The 13,462-nt window shown below is 70.9% G+C and carries 13 protein-coding genes; 5 read left to right on the top strand and 8 right to left on the bottom strand.

Annotation, left to right across the window (positions count from 1 at the left end; all coding sequences use genetic code 11):
* The first annotated feature begins 58 nt into the window (after positions 1–58).
* Entirely contained in the window at positions 59–1,075 is a 1,017-nt protein-coding gene (locus HGG74_RS20265) for a 2-hydroxyacid dehydrogenase (protein WP_168489326.1), read from the top strand.
* On the opposite strand, the gene HGG74_RS20260 is transcribed toward HGG74_RS20265, so the two are convergent.
* From HGG74_RS20260 to HGG74_RS20235, 6 genes are read right to left on the bottom strand one after another with little or no spacing between them, the layout of a single operon-like run.
* Positions 1,058–1,780 (bottom strand): sulfite exporter TauE/SafE family protein, encoded by a 723-nt coding sequence (locus HGG74_RS20260; protein WP_168489325.1) that lies wholly within the window; start codon positions 1,778–1,780, stop codon positions 1,058–1,060. The two genes, HGG74_RS20265 and HGG74_RS20260, sit on opposite strands and share 18 nt — an antisense overlap.
* Positions 1,777–2,865, bottom strand: a complete 1,089-nt coding sequence (locus HGG74_RS20255) for an ABC transporter ATP-binding protein (RefSeq protein ID WP_168489323.1) — start codon at positions 2,863–2,865, stop codon at positions 1,777–1,779. Before HGG74_RS20255 ends, HGG74_RS20260 begins: the two co-directional genes overlap by 4 nt.
* On the bottom strand, positions 2,862–3,905 hold the full coding sequence (locus HGG74_RS20250; protein WP_168489328.1) for an ABC transporter ATP-binding protein: 1,044 nt from the start codon (positions 3,903–3,905) through the stop codon (positions 2,862–2,864). The genes HGG74_RS20255 and HGG74_RS20250 overlap by 4 nt, the downstream gene beginning before the upstream one ends.
* 2 nt (positions 3,906–3,907) lie before the next feature.
* Entirely contained in the window at positions 3,908–4,903 is a 996-nt protein-coding gene (locus tag HGG74_RS20245) for an ABC transporter permease (protein WP_168489322.1), read from the bottom strand.
* 9 nt (positions 4,904–4,912) lie between these two features.
* Positions 4,913–5,899, bottom strand: coding sequence for an ABC transporter permease (locus HGG74_RS20240; protein ID WP_168489320.1), 987 nt, complete (start codon positions 5,897–5,899; stop codon positions 4,913–4,915).
* A gap of 31 nt (positions 5,900–5,930) precedes the next feature.
* Positions 5,931–7,523 carry an ABC transporter substrate-binding protein gene (locus tag HGG74_RS20235; protein ID WP_168489318.1) on the bottom strand — a complete coding sequence of 531 codons (1,593 nt, stop codon included), beginning with the start codon at positions 7,521–7,523 and terminating at the stop codon, positions 5,931–5,933.
* A gap of 292 nt (positions 7,524–7,815) precedes the next feature.
* Here HGG74_RS20235 and HGG74_RS20230 point away from each other — a divergent pair, with 292 nt between their 5' ends.
* The 4 genes from HGG74_RS20230 (at position 7,816) to HGG74_RS20215 (ending at position 11,698) form a co-directional block, all read left to right on the top strand.
* Positions 7,816–8,802 carry a 2-hydroxyacid dehydrogenase gene (locus HGG74_RS20230; RefSeq protein WP_168489317.1) on the top strand — a complete coding sequence of 329 codons (987 nt, stop codon included), beginning with the start codon at positions 7,816–7,818 and terminating at the stop codon, positions 8,800–8,802.
* Positions 8,803–8,879: 77 nt separating this feature from the next.
* Positions 8,880–9,683, top strand: coding sequence for an IclR family transcriptional regulator (locus HGG74_RS20225; RefSeq protein WP_168489315.1), 804 nt, complete (start codon positions 8,880–8,882; stop codon positions 9,681–9,683).
* 73 nt (positions 9,684–9,756) lie between these two features.
* A complete protein-coding gene (locus HGG74_RS20220; RefSeq protein WP_168489314.1) occupies positions 9,757–10,890 on the top strand; it encodes an L-talarate/galactarate dehydratase in 1,134 nt (377 codons plus the stop codon).
* A gap of 94 nt (positions 10,891–10,984) precedes the next feature.
* Entirely contained in the window at positions 10,985–11,698 is a 714-nt protein-coding gene (locus HGG74_RS20215) for a FadR/GntR family transcriptional regulator (protein ID WP_168489313.1), read from the top strand.
* Here HGG74_RS20215 and HGG74_RS20210 read toward each other — a convergent pair.
* Together HGG74_RS20210 and mqo are read right to left on the bottom strand one after the other, a co-directional pair.
* Entirely contained in the window at positions 11,695–11,919 is a 225-nt protein-coding gene (locus HGG74_RS20210; RefSeq protein ID WP_168489311.1) for a hypothetical protein, read from the bottom strand. The genes HGG74_RS20215 and HGG74_RS20210 overlap by 4 nt on opposite strands.
* Positions 11,920–11,928: 9 nt before the next feature.
* Positions 11,929–13,404 (bottom strand): malate dehydrogenase (quinone), encoded by a 1,476-nt coding sequence (gene mqo / locus HGG74_RS20205; protein WP_168489309.1) that lies wholly within the window; start codon positions 13,402–13,404, stop codon positions 11,929–11,931.
* Between the last annotated feature and the right edge of the window lie 58 nt (positions 13,405–13,462).

Below are 13,462 nucleotides of genomic sequence, written 5' to 3'. Positions count from 1 at the left end.
GCGACGACACCGGCTACATGCGCTCCATCCACCCCGGCTACGAGCTCAAGAGCCCGCGGTGGTAGCGTCCGCGCCGCTGTGCGTGGCGGTCACCGACCCGATCATCAGCCGCTTCGCCGACCGGTTGACGCACGGGCTCCAGGACCACCGGTGGACGTTCGCCGCCGGCGCCCCGGAGGCGGACCGTCTCGCCGCCATCGCCGCCGCGGACGTGGTGGTGTGTTCGCACCTGTCCGACCGGGAGGCCGCGGCCGCCGTCCGGGCCAGGCTGGTCCACGTGACCGGCGCCGGCCTGGACCGGGTGGCCATCGGGTCGCTGCCGGCGGCCGCGGCGGTGGCCAACACCTTCCACCATGCCCGCCCCATTGCCGAGCATGTGGTCATGTCGGCGCTGGCACTGAACCGGCGGCTGCTGTCCGCGGACCGGCAGCTGCGTTCGGGCAGCTGGCGGACCATCGCCACCGACCCTGCCGTGCCGCTGCACCGCACCCTGGACACGATGGCGCTCGGCGTCGTCGGCCTGGGCAGCATCGGCGCGGAGGTGGTGCGCCTCGGCACCGCCCTGGGCATGGAGGCCAGGGCGGTCCGCAGCAGGCCGGAGGCTCCCCTGCCCGACGGCGTGCGGCCGGCCTGGGTGGGCGGCACCGGCGAACTGCCCCGGCTGCTGGCCGAATCCGACGTCGTGGCGGTGACCGTGCCGCTCTCGGCTGCGACCCGGGCATTGATCGGGCCGGCAGAACTCGGCCTGATGAAGCCCACCGCGGTGCTGGTCAATGTGGCCCGCGGGCCGGTGGTGGACCAGGCCGCCCTGTACGCGGCGCTGAGCGGCGGGAGCATCGCCGGGGCGGCGATCGACGTCTGGTGGGGCTCGCCGGAGCCCGGCCGCACGCCGCCGGCGGACTTCCCCTTCCAGGACCTGGACAATGTCATCCTGACCCCGCACCATTCAGGGCACGCCCGCAGCACCTTCGAGCGCCGCGCCGAGGACATCGCCGGCAATATCTCCCGGCTGGCCGGAGGGCTGGAGCTGCGCAATGTTGTGCGCCCGGGCCCCCGGTCAGCCGCCGAGCAGTAGGCGCGCCACCAGCAGCAGGGCTCCCCCGGTGGATGCCGCCAGCGCGAGCCGGCGCAGCCGCGCCGCGTCCAGGTAGCGGCTGATCCACCGGGAGAGCCCGAAGCCGGCCACCACCGCCGGGCTGAGCCAGGCCAGGGCCGCCAGCACCGGTGCGGTCACGGTGCCGGCCGCGGCCAGCAGCAGCACCGACACCAGCGAGCCGACGAGAAAGAAAGCACTCATGGTGCCGCGCAGCCGGGCCGGGGGCTGGCCCTGCCACACGATGGCCATCGGCGCGCCGCCGACCGACGTCGCAGTCCCCATGATGCCGGAGAGCGCCCCGGCCACCATCAGCGAGCGCCGGCGCGGAACCGGCCGCCAGCCCAGGAAGGCCAGTCCGACGCCGGCCAGGACGCAGCCGGCCACCGCCCAGGACAGCGCCGCCGCCGGCAGGGAAACCACCAGCCAGGCGCCCAGGATGCTGCCGGGGATGCGGCCTGCCAGCGCCCACCCGGCACCCTTGAGGTCCAGGTGGGCGCGTTCCCGGATGGTCACCAGCAGCGTGACGATGGCGGCCAGCATGACCACCAGCGCCGGCAGCAGCGAGGGCTCCACCAGCGCGATGACCGGCGCGGCCACGAGGCCGGCACCGAAGCCGATGGAGCCCTGCAGCCCCGCGGCGGCGAAGACCGCCGCCGCGAGGATGGCCAGTTCCGCCGGGCTCACTCCCGGGCCGCGTCAGGTCCTGCGGGAACGGCGAGCGGGAAGTGGCATTCGGCCAGGTGCTCCACCGGCAGGCCGGGCCGGCGCAGCGCCGGCATCGGCAGCACCGTGCGGCCGGCCTCGGCCGCGGTGCGCTTCCGCGGCGCCTCTGCGGCGCAGATGTCCTGCGCCTTCCAGCAGCGGGTGCGGAAGCGACAGCCCGACGGCGGGTCCAGCGGCGAAGGCAGCTCGCCCTTGAGCACGATCCGCTCCGCGGGCCGGGCCGCCGGGTCCAGCTTCGGCGAGGCGGACATCAGCGCCGCGGTGTAGGGGTGCAGGGGGCGCTCGAAGACGTCCTCGGTGGTGCCGGTTTCGATGATCCGGCCCAGGTACATCACCGCCACCCGGTCGGTGACATGGCGGACCACCGACAGGTCGTGGGAGATGAAGATGTAGCTCACGCCCAGCTGCTGCTGCAGGTCGTTGAGCAGGTTCAGCACCTGGGCCTGGACCGAGAGGTCCAGTGCGGACACCGGCTCGTCCAGGATGATCAGTTCGGGGTTCAGCGCCAGGGCGCGGGCGATGCCGATGCGCTGGCGCTGGCCGCCGGAGAACTCCTGCGGGGACTTCCGGGCGTCCGAGGCCCGCAGGCCCACCAGCTGCAGCAGTTCGGCCAGCCGGGCCTCACGTTCCCGGGACGTGCGGTGGAGGCCGCGGTGGGTGGCCCACGGCTCGGAGATGATGTCGCCGGCGGTCATGCGCGCGTTCAGCGAGGCGAACGGGTCCTGGAACACCATCTGCACCCGCCGGCGCCAGGACAGCAGGTCCTTGCCCTTGAGCGAGAACGGGTCCTGGCCATCGAAGGTCACCGAGCCGGAGTCGGGCTTCTCCAGCAGCATGAGCGTGCGCGCCAGGGTGGACTTGCCGCAGCCGGACTCCCCGACCAGGCCCAGGGTCTCGCCGCGGCCCACGGACAGGTTGATCCCGTCCAGGGCGCGCAGCCGGTTGTTGCCCGACGCGCTGCGGGAAACGTGGAAGGTCTTGACAACGTCGCGGACTTCGAGGGCGGCGGGACGGTCGGCAACGGTGCGGTCGAGCAGCGCGGTCATGGCTGGATCTCCTCGAGGGTCGAAGCGGTGGCGAGGCTGTCGGAGAAATGGCAGGCGGCCCGCCGACCCGGGGCGACTTCGCGCAGCACGGGCCGTTCCTGCCGGCACACCGCCTGGGCCAGCGGGCAGCGGTCCTGGTAGACGCAGCCGGCCGGAATGTTCTTCAGTTCCGGCGGACTGCCCGGGATGGAGGCCAGGCTGCTGCCGCGCTCGGCGTCGACCGGGACGGACTCCAGCAGCCCCTTGGTGTACGGGTGGCGGGGGTTGGCGAAGACCTGCCCTACCGGGCCCTGCTCGGCCACGGTCCCGGCATACATGACGACGACGTCGTCCGCCTCCTCAGCCACGACGGCCAGGTCGTGCGTGATGAGCACGACCGCCATGTCGCCTTCCTCGCGGAGGCTGCGCAGCAGGTCCATGATCTGGGCCTGGACCGTGACGTCAAGGGCGGTGGTCGGCTCGTCGGCGATCAGCAGGCGGGGGCTGAGCGCCACGGCCATGGCGATCAGGATCCGCTGGCGCATGCCGCCGGAGAACTGGTGCGGGTAGGCGTTGACCCGGGACTCCGGCTCCGGAATGCCCACCCGGCGCATGAGCTGGACGGCCTGTTCCCTGGCCCGAGCCGCGGAGGCACCGTGGTGGATGCGGAAGGCCTCACCCAGCTGGACGCCCACCGGGTAGACCGGGTTCAGGGCCGTGAGCGCGTCCTGGAAGACGATGCCCAGTTCTGCCCCGGCCACCTTGCGCCGCTGTTTCGGCGTCATCCGCAGCAGGTCCCTGCCTTCGAGCTCCGCGCTGCCGCCGGCCACGTGGGCCACCGGGTCGAGCAGGCCAGCCACGGCCTTGGCGGTCATGGATTTGCCGCAGCCGGATTCGCCCAGCAGGGCCAGGGTCTGGCCGGCGCGGGCCTCGAAGCCGGCGTTGCTCACGGCCCTGACGGTGCCGGCGGGGGTCCGGATGTCGACGTCGAGGCCCTCGACGCGCAGCACCACGGGACAGGCCGCGGTGCGGCCGGCTGAAGTTTCGGCGGTGGAGGTCATGGTCACTTGGACTCCTTGGCCTTGAGGCGGACGATGAGCTTCCGGCGGCCGGGCAGAGCCAGGCGCCAGCGCTGTGCCGGGTCCGTGGCGATGCGCAGCCAGGCCGCGAGCATGTTGGCGGAGATGGCGGTGATGACGATGGCCAGGCCCGGGAAGATCGAGAGCCACCATGCGGTCTGCAGGTACTGGCGGCCCTGGGAGACCAGCAGGCCCCAGCTGGCGTCCGGCGGCTGGATGCCGATGCCCAGGAAGCTGAGGGAGGATTCGGCCAGCATCACGTAGCAGAACTCCAGGGTGGCCAGGGTCAGGATGGTCGGGGTCACCACCGGGATGACGTGGCGGCGGATGATCGCATTGGGCCGGGCACCGAAGGTCCTGGCGGCGTCGACGAAGGTGCGGCTCTGCAGCTCGGCCGATTCGGCGCGGGCGGTGCGCAGGTAGATCGGGATGCGGGTCAGGGCCAGGATCAGGACGATGTTGGCCGCGGACGGGCTGAACACGTAGAGGACGACGACGGCCAGCAGCAGCGAAGGGAAGCTCATGATGACGTCGGCGACGCGCATCGAGACGTTCTCCCGCCACCCGCGGTGGTAGCCGGCCCAGACTCCCCACAGGGATCCGATCACCATCGCGACCGCAACGGCCGGTACCGCGACCGCCAGCGTGGTCCGGGTAGCCACCACCAGGCGGGCCAGCACCGAACGCCCGAGCGAGTCCGAGCCGAGGAAATACTCCCACCCGTTCGCGGGATTGAAGGGTGCCTTGTTGGCGAAAAGCAGGTTCTGCCGGGTGGCCAGGTCCCCCATCAGCATTGGTCCGAAGGCAGCGGTCAGCAGGACCAGCAGCAGGATCACGGCACCGGCGGAAGCGAACTTGTCGCGCAGCAGCATCCGGAACAGGCCGGGATTGTTCGATTTTGCGTCCGGCCGGGCTCCGGCACCCGGCCCGGTCTGTGGTGCCGGGCCGGTGCCGGGGAGGTCTTGGATGGTCTGGCTCATGGTTTCCTCCTAGGCGTTGGCCGGGGCGGTCTCGACCGGCGCCGGGGCCGGGCGGGCTTTCCGGGCGCGGGACACGGCCGAGGCCGGGCGGACCCGCGGATCCAGCAGCGCGTACAGCAGGTCGATGACGATGTTCAGGACGAAGATGGCCACGGCGGTCAGCAGCACGCAGGCCTGCAGCACGGCGAAATCCCGCTGCAGGATCGAGTCGATCATCAGCTTGCCGATGCCGGGCCAGCCGAAGATGGTCTCAACCACGACGGCGCCGTTGACCAGGCCCACGGTCAGGTCGCCGGCGACTGTGAGCGCCGGCGCCGAGGCGTTCCGCAGGGCGTGGTGGGTAACCACGCGCGTCTGCGAGGCCCCCTTGCTGCGTGCCAGCTTGATGTAGGGCTCGGACAGGGCGGACACCATGGCCCCGCGCACCACCTGGACCAAGGCACCGAAGGGCCGCATCACCAATGTCCCGATGGGCAGGACCCAGGCCGCGGCCCCGGTGACGCCGGAGGTGGGCACCCAGCCCAGGGTGATGGCGAAAATCCAGATCCCGACGATCGCCAGCCAGAAGTCCGGGATGGAGGCGGCCGCCATTGAGACGAAGCTGGAGATCCGGTCGGCAATGCCGTTGGGCTTCAGCGCCGCCCAGCTGCCGACGATTACCGCCAGCAGGATGGCCAGCACCATGGTGGTGGCCGCGAGCTGGAGGGTGGCCGGGAAAGCCCGCAGCGCCATGGTGGCCGCGGACTCTCCCGTCCTGAGGGAAGTGCCGAAATCCAGCTGCAGGACGCCGCCGAAGTAGTCGGCCATCTGGACCAGCAGCGGCTGGTCCAGGCCGTGGCGGGCGGTGAAGTCTGCGCGCATCTGCTCCGTGGCGTTCAGCGGCAGGTACAGGCTGGCCGGATTGCCGGTGAGCCTGGCCAGCGCGAAGACACCGACAATGACCACCAGCAGCGGCAGGGCACTGGAGATGATGCGTTTCCTCAGATAGCTCAGCATGGCTTCCCTCCCCTTCCTTGGTATGTCCGGGCTACTGTGCCGGCTTGATCTCGGCCAGGCGCAGCTCGTCGCCGCTGGAGGAGTTCGGCGTGTAGTCGACGCCGGCAGCCTTGCCGATCATGCCGGTCTGGTGCGCGATGTGCGCGAACTGCACGACGTCCTCGTTCTGGTGGGCGAAGATCTCCTCGAAGGCCTGCTGGCGCCCGTCACCGGTGGCGGCATTGGCCTTCTTGATCATGGCATCCAGCTCCGGGGTGCCGAAGGCGCTCTGGGCACCGTCGGTGAGCATGTACTGGTCCACCGTGAAGGCGGCGTCGCCGGCCTGGTTGCCGTGCTGGGTCATGTGCAGCAGCGCCCCCTCGTCCTCGACGAACGGCCGGACCTGGTACTTCAGGTGCTGGCTGGTCTCGAGCATCTTGAGCTTGACGTTCAGGCCGGCCTGGGTCAGCTGCTCCTGGATGACCTGGCCGAGTTCCTGGATCTTGGGGAACTGCGCGGTGCGGACGATCAGGCTGATCTGCGCGGAGGTGTCGACGCCGTCGGCCTTGGCCTCGGCGACCAGCTGCTTGGCCTTCTCCAAGTCGAACGGCCAGGGCTGCAGCGACTCGTTGTGGCCGACGACGCCGGCGGGCACCAGCTGGGCCGCGGCCTTGTCGCGTCCGCCATAGAGGCTGGCGACGATGCTTTCCTTGTCGATGGCGTAGTTGACCGCCTGACGGACCCGGATGTCGGTGAACGGCGCCTTGTCATTGTGCATGCGCAGCGCCACGGTCTCGTTGTTCGGGTACGGCACGCCGAGCTCGCCAATGTTGTCCTCGGGGCTCAGGCCCATGGCGATATCCGCCTCGCCCGAGGTCACCATGGCCGCCCGGACGCTGCCCTCGGAGCGCCACTGGTATTCAGCCTTGGCGTAGGCCGGCTTCTCTCCCCAGTAGCCGTCGTAGGCAGCCAGGGTGATCTTCTGGCCGGCGTCCCAGCTCTCCAGCTGGTAGGGGCCGGTGCCGACCGGTTCGCGGACCTTCTCGGTGGCCGAGGTCTCGGCCGGCACGACCTCCAGGAAGGAGATGCGCAGCGGCAGGATGGGGTCCGGCTGCTTGGTCGTCACCTTCAGGGTGGTGTCGTTGACCGCCTGGACTTCCAGGTCGTCGTCGCCGAAGACATAGCCTTCGACATTGCAGCCGAGGTCGGAGTTCACCGCGCGTTCGATGGTGGCGGCGGCGTCCTCGGCGGTGAAGCCGCTGCCGTCGTGGAACGTCACGCCCTCGCGCAAGGTGAACGTCCACTCCTTGTCACCCGTGGCCTTCCATCCGGTGGCCAGCTTCGGCTCCAGCTCGCCGCTGGTCGGGTTGCGCTCCACCAGCGGTTCGGTCACGGTGGACCGGTCGACCACGCCGGTGCTGGTCAGGTTCGCCTCGCAGGGCTCGAGCGTCGGCGGCTCCTGCTGGAGGACAACCCGCAGGGTGTCGGAGGCGGCTGCGCCGGCACCGGCCGCGTTGTCCGAGTTGGCTACCGAGCAGCCGCCGAGCAGCACGCCGGCGCTGACGACGGCGACCGCCAGGGTGCCGCGGCGCCGCAGCGCGGACGGTACGGTTTCCCGGGCGGGACGGTTGGGACTAAACGTCATTGTTTCCTCCAGGGCGAGGGGCCGGCGGAGCACCGGCCCTGTCTACATATGAAGTCAGGAGCTGGATTGGTATGCATCAGCTTGTGAGCCAGGCCACCTGCGGTCAAGGAAGGTTGGGTGTGTGACGGGGGACTTCGGGAGGCTTGCGCGCCGGGATCGGGCCTGATTTCCCCTGCGGACGCTGTGACTCCCGCTACATTCCGCGGATTTCCGTGGATCCATGCCTCAGCAGTATTGATCAATGCAATCTGCGTGTTGGACGTGCATTGAGCCGGTTCCCTAGCGTGCAGGTATGAGTAACTACGCTCCGGCCCCCGTGGGCCCGACCGCTGCAACCACCGGCCACAGCATCCTGCAGGTCGGGCCGGTGAACCCGGACGTGCAGGCCGCGCTGGCCACCGAGTTCGGCGCCCTGCGCCTCCCGGAGGCCCCGGAGCAGCACGAGGCCTTCCTGGACGAATATGCCGCAGGCATCAGGGTGGCCGTCTGCTCCGGCCGCTTCGGCGTCGGCACCGAACTGATGGGCCGCCTGCCGGAGCTGCGGGCGGTGGTGAACTTCGGCGTCGGCTACGACACCACCGACATGGCCCAGGCGCGCGAACGCGGGATTCAGGTCAGCAATACCCCCGACGTCCTCACCGACTGCGTCGCGGACACGGCACTGGCCCTCTACCTGGACGTGCTGCGCCGGATCAGCGCCGCGGACCGCTACGTGCGGCGGGGCGACTGGACCGCCAAGGGCAACTACCCGCTGGCGGTCCGGGCCTCGGGCAAGCGGGTGGGCATCCTGGGACTGGGGCGGATCGGCCGGGCCATCGCGCACCGGCTGGAGGCCTTCGGCTGCGAAATCCACTACCACAACCGCCGTCCGGTCGACGGCGTTCCCTACGGCTACCGCTCCTCGGCCGGGGAACTGGCCGCCGCCGTCGACGTGCTGATCGTGGCCGCCGCCGGCGGACCGGGATCGGCGGGCCTGGTGGACGCGCGCGTCCTGGAGAACCTCGGCCCGGAGGGGTACCTGGTGAACATCGCCCGGGGTACGGTCATCGACGAGGATGCCCTGGTCGCCGCCTTGGCCCAGGGCCGGCTGGGCGGGGCCGGGCTGGACGTCTTCGCCCATGAGCCCCAGGTGCCTGCGGCCCTGCTGGAGCTGGAGAACGTGGTCCTGCTCCCCCACCTGGGCAGCGGCACCGTGGAAACCCGCCAGGACATGGCCCGCCTGACGCTGGAGAACCTGCGGAGCTTCCTGCGCGACGGCGCGCTGGCCACCCCAGTCTAAGCACCCACTCCCGGGGCCGGCTCGACAGCCGTAAGCTAGCCGAAAGCCAACGGCACCATACGGAAGGGGCAGCAGGAATGGGCGACCGCATACCACCCGGGGCCGGGCCCGGGGGCGTGCGGGAGGTGAAGTCGGCCGCCCGCACCATCGCCGTCCTGGAGCTGCTGGCCGAACGCAGCAACGAACCGGTGAGCATCCGCGAAATCTGCGCCGCCATGAATGCGCCGCGCAGCAGCATCTACGCCCTGCTCAGGACGCTGACCGAGGCCGGCTGGGTGCGCACGGATTCCACCCGCTCGCTTTACAGCATTGGCATCCGAGCCCTCCTGGCCGGCACCACCTACCTGGACACCGATCCGCTGCTCCAGGTGGTCAGGCCCCATCTGGCCCTGCTCGGCAAGCAGGTACGCGGCAACGTCAACTACGGCCGGCTCGACGGCCGGCACATCGTCTACCTGGCCACCTGGGAGGCCCCGGGCCGGGAACGCGCCGTGGCCCGGGTGGGCCGCCGCCTGCCGGCGCATGCCACCGCCCTGGGCCAGGCGGTGCTGGCCGGGCTCGACCCGGTGCAAAGGGCCGCCCATCTGGGACCGGAGCTGGCGGCGCTGACACCGGCCACCATCACCTCGCGGACGGCGCTCGAGAAGGAGCTGGCCGACGTGCGCCGCCGGGGCTACGCACTGGAACGCGAACAGAACTCCCCCGGAATTGCCTGCCTGGCGGTGGCCATCCGCGGCGCCGGCACCCTCGATGCGCTATCCGTCTCGCTGCCGCTGGCCGAGCTCACGCCCGCGAGGGAGCGCGAGGTTGCCGAGGCCCTCAGGGACACCGCCTCCGTGACCGAGGACGTCATGGCGGGGCTCGGCGGACTCCTCGCCTGACCCCAGCACTTGTCATATAAGTTGTCCACTTATATTATAAGTGGGTTCCGCCAACCCACCCTGAAGGACCGCCATGGGCTACTCCCCCGATTCCATCCGGCACGTCAAGCTCTCCACTGCGACCCTGCCGCTGTCCACCCCGATCTCCGACGCCAAGGTGTTCACCGGCCGGCAGAAGCCGATGACCGAGGTGGTGTTCCTCTTCGCCGAGATCACCACCGAGCAGGGCCACGAGGGCCTGGGCTTCTCCTATTCCAAGCGTGCCGGCGGCCCCGCGCAGTACGCGCATGCCAAGGAAGTCGCCGAGACCGTGATCGGCGAGGACCCCAACGACATCGCCAAGCTGTACAACAAGCTGCTCTGGGCAGGGGCTTCCGTCGGCCGCTCGGGCGTGGCGACACAGGCGCTGGCTGCCCTCGACGTCGCCCTCTGGGACCTCAAGGCCAAGCGTGCCGAACTGCCGCTGGCCAAGCTGCTGGGTGCCCACCGCGACTCGGTGCGCACCTACAACACCTCCGGCGGCTTCCTCAACGCCTCCATCGACGAGGTCAAGGAACGCGCCAGCCGCTCCCTCGCCGAAGGCATCGGCGGCATCAAGATCAAGGTCGGCCTGCCGGACACCGCCGAGGACCTGCGCCGCGTCGAGGCGGTGCGCGCGCACATCGGCGACTCCGTGCCGCTGATGGTGGACGCGAACCAGCAGTGGGACCGCGCCACCGCGCTGCGCATGGGCCGCAGGCTCGAGCAGTTCGACCTCGTCTGGATCGAGGAGCCGCTGGACGCCTACGACGCCGCGGGCCACGCCGACCTGGCCCGCGCCCTGGACACCCCGATCGCCACCGGCGAGATGCTGGCCTCGGTGGCCGAGCACGAACGGCTGATCGCCGCCCGCGCCTGCGACATCATCCAGCCCGATGCCCCGCGCGTCGGCGGCATCACCCAGTTCCTGCGCCTGGCCACGCTCGCCGACCAGGCAGGGCTGGACCTGGCCCCGCACTTCGCCATGGAGATCCACCTGCATCTGGCCGCCGCCTACCCGCGCGAGCCGTGGGTGGAGCACTTCGACTGGCTCAACCCGCTGTTCAACGAGCGCCTCGAGACCAAGGACGGGCGCATGCTGGTGCCCGAGCGTCCGGGCCTCGGCGTGACGTTCAGCCAGCAGGCGCGCGCCTGGACCACCGGCACCGCCGAGTTCGGCCGGGCCTGATCCGGCCCCGGGCACAGGCAGCCCCGCTTATCCGCCAGGGCTGCCTGTGCCCGGAGTGCCGTTGCCCGGCCATTCAGGATGCGAACATGGTGCCATGACACGGAACCTCACGGCCTCGCTGGTCGATGACCTGCGGGCCCGCATTGTCGACGGGTCCTTCGCCCCGGGCGAGAAACTGCCCAGCGAGAACACGCTGATCGCCGAGCACGGCGTCAGCCGCACCGTAGTGCGCGAGGCCATCACCCGGCTGCAGGCCGAGGGTCTGGTGCACACCCGGCGCGGGGCCGGCAGCTTCGTGCTGATTCCCCCGGCCGCAGAGCCCGCTCCCGCAGGGGCACGTGCCGCCAGGACGCCTGAGGAGCGGCGCCACCTGCTCACCTTCCGTGCCGCCGTCGAATCCGAAGCCGCCGCCCTGGCTGCCGGACAGCACACCGGACCGCAGCTGGCGCTGCTGGATGCCGCACTGGAGGCCTTCGCCGCCGCCGGAACTCCGGCGGCGGCCATGACCTGCGACTTCGACTTCCACCGCGCCATTGCCGAGGCCAGCGGGAATCCCTACATCATCGACGCGATCACCGGCTTCGGCCCGGCGATGATCGCCATGCCCCCGCACCGCCTGGAGGGAGCCGGCGGCAGCGCCTCCGCGGACGGCTCGCGGCTGTCACGCGTGGCGGCCGAGCACCAGAGCATCAGGGACGCGATTGCCGCCCGGGACGCTGTGGCTGCCGCGGCGGCCATGCGGACGCACCTGGCCAATTCCCGGCGGCGACTCGACGCGGAATCAGATGCTGGTTCGGGTCAGGCCTAGCGGCTGGTGATGTCGACTTCGACGTCGAACTTCAGGGTGGGCGGCTGCCCCTGGCCGATGCCCCGGTAGAAAACCTTGCCGGTGGGGGTGTAGCCGCGGGCCCAGGCCTCCTCGATCACCAGCTCGCGTTCCTTGGGGAAGGGGGCACCGTGCGTGACGAGGTCGTCGAAGCGGCGGGCGCGGTCGCGGTCGGCGTCGAGTTCAACGCGCAGCAGGGCCATGGCACAAGGCTAGTCCAGCTGCAGTACCCAGCCGAAGTGGCTGCGGACCTGCCGGGCCAGGCCCGGATCATCGTTCAGCCGGATTCCGCAGGACGGGATCATGGCCCGCAGGCGCGGCTGCCAAGCGGCAAATCGAGCCGGGAAGCTGCTGCGCAGCACGTCCAGCACGATGGACACGGAGGCCGAGGCTCCCGGCGAGGCGCCCAGCAGCGCCGCCAGCGAACCGCCCGCCGAGGTCACCACTTCGGTGCCGAAGCCTGCAATCGCTCCCTTGCCGGAGACCATCTTGACCACCTGCACGCGCTGGCCGGCCGTGATCAGCTCCCAGTCCGCCGGATCCGCGTCGGGAACGAACCTGCGCAGTTCGGCGAACCTGTCCTCCGGGCTCTGCAGGATCTGCCGCACCAGGTAGGCCACGAGCCCGGCGTTGGAGCGCGCCGCCGACAGCAGCGTGGGCAGGTTCGCGGGCCGGACCGAACGCGGCAGGTCCGCGGCCCGGCCGTGCTTGAGGAACCGCGGGGAGAAGGCCCCGTACGGGCCGAACATCAGGTACCGGCGTCCGTCCACCATCCGGGTATCCAGGTGCGGCACCGAAACCGGCGGGGCGCCCTCGGCCGCATGCCCGTAGACCTTCGCCCGGTGCCGGGCCACCAGTTCCGGCTTGGCTGTGCGGTAGAAGCGGCCGCTGATCGGGAAGCCGCCGAAGGCCCGGGTTTCCGGCACGCCGGCCTGCTGCAGCAGGGGCAGGGTCCCGCCGCCGGCAGCGAGGAAGACATACCGGGTGTTCAGCCGGTACCGGGCTCCGGTGTCCGTACAGCGCGCGGTGAGGGTCCAGCCACGGTCATCACGCCGCAGGCCCGCCACCTGCTGTCCGAGCGAGACCTGAACCCCGCGGCCGGCCGCATCGGCGAGCAACTGCCGGGACAGGGCTCCGTAGTCGACGTCGGTCCCGGACCCGACCCGGGTCACCGCTGCCGGCCCGGCCGGCGGCCGGTTGCCGAACATCAACGGCAGCCAGCCGGCCAGCACCGCCGGATCCTCCGAATACTCCATACCGGCGAACAGCGGCTCCCCCGCCATGGCCGCGTGCCGGGCGCGCAGGTAGCGCACCCCCGCCGGGCCGTGGGCAAAGCTGAAATGGGGAACCGGCCGGATGAAGCTGCCGGGTTCCCCGAGCCCGCCCGCCTCGACCAGGTGGGCCCAGTACTGGCAGGAGATCTGGAACTGCTCGTTGATGGCCAGGGCGCTGGAGATGTCCACGCTGCCGTTGGCAGCCTGCGGAGTGTAGTTGAACTCGCACAGCCCGGCATGGCCCGTGCCGGCATTGTTCCAGGCGTTGGAGCTCTCCAGTCCTGCCTCCGGCAGGCGTTCGACGACGGCGATCCGCCACCCGGGTTCAAGCCGGGCGAGCAGGCCCGCCATGGTCGTGCCCATGATGCCTGCCCCCACGATCACCGCGTCGAAGCGCCCTGCCGTGGTCACCACCTGGGCGATTGGGCGGTGTAGCCGGGGTGGATGGAGCGCATGTAGCCGGTGTCGTCGC

Source organism: Arthrobacter mobilis (assembly GCF_012395835.1).
Lineage (GTDB): Bacteria > Actinomycetota > Actinomycetes > Actinomycetales > Micrococcaceae > Crystallibacter > Crystallibacter mobilis.
Note: the sequence above shows the minus strand (reverse complement) of the source record. Positions and strands in the feature narration are given on the sequence as shown.

What these genes read in the sequence shown, in the direction of transcription:
- HGG74_RS20245 (WP_168489322.1), bottom strand. Translation starts at nt 4,903, where the DNA reads ATGAGCCAGACCATCCAAGACCTCCCCGGCACCGGCCCGGCACCACAG.
- HGG74_RS20215 (WP_168489313.1), top strand. Translation starts at nt 10,985, where the DNA reads ATGACACGGAACCTCACGGCCTCGCTGGTCGATGACCTGCGGGCCCGC.
- HGG74_RS20240 (WP_168489320.1), bottom strand. Translation starts at nt 5,899, where the DNA reads ATGCTGAGCTATCTGAGGAAACGCATCATCTCCAGTGCCCTGCCGCTG.
- HGG74_RS20220 (WP_168489314.1), top strand. Translation starts at nt 9,757, where the DNA reads ATGGGCTACTCCCCCGATTCCATCCGGCACGTCAAGCTCTCCACTGCG.
- HGG74_RS20235 (WP_168489318.1), bottom strand. Translation starts at nt 7,523, where the DNA reads ATGACGTTTAGTCCCAACCGTCCCGCCCGGGAAACCGTACCGTCCGCG.
- HGG74_RS20250 (WP_168489328.1), bottom strand. Translation starts at nt 3,905, where the DNA reads ATGACCTCCACCGCCGAAACTTCAGCCGGCCGCACCGCGGCCTGTCCC.
- HGG74_RS20225 (WP_168489315.1), top strand. Translation starts at nt 8,880, where the DNA reads ATGGGCGACCGCATACCACCCGGGGCCGGGCCCGGGGGCGTGCGGGAG.
- HGG74_RS20255 (WP_168489323.1), bottom strand. Translation starts at nt 2,865, where the DNA reads ATGACCGCGCTGCTCGACCGCACCGTTGCCGACCGTCCCGCCGCCCTC.
- HGG74_RS20230 (WP_168489317.1), top strand. Translation starts at nt 7,816, where the DNA reads ATGAGTAACTACGCTCCGGCCCCCGTGGGCCCGACCGCTGCAACCACC.
- HGG74_RS20210 (WP_168489311.1), bottom strand. Translation starts at nt 11,919, where the DNA reads ATGGCCCTGCTGCGCGTTGAACTCGACGCCGACCGCGACCGCGCCCGC.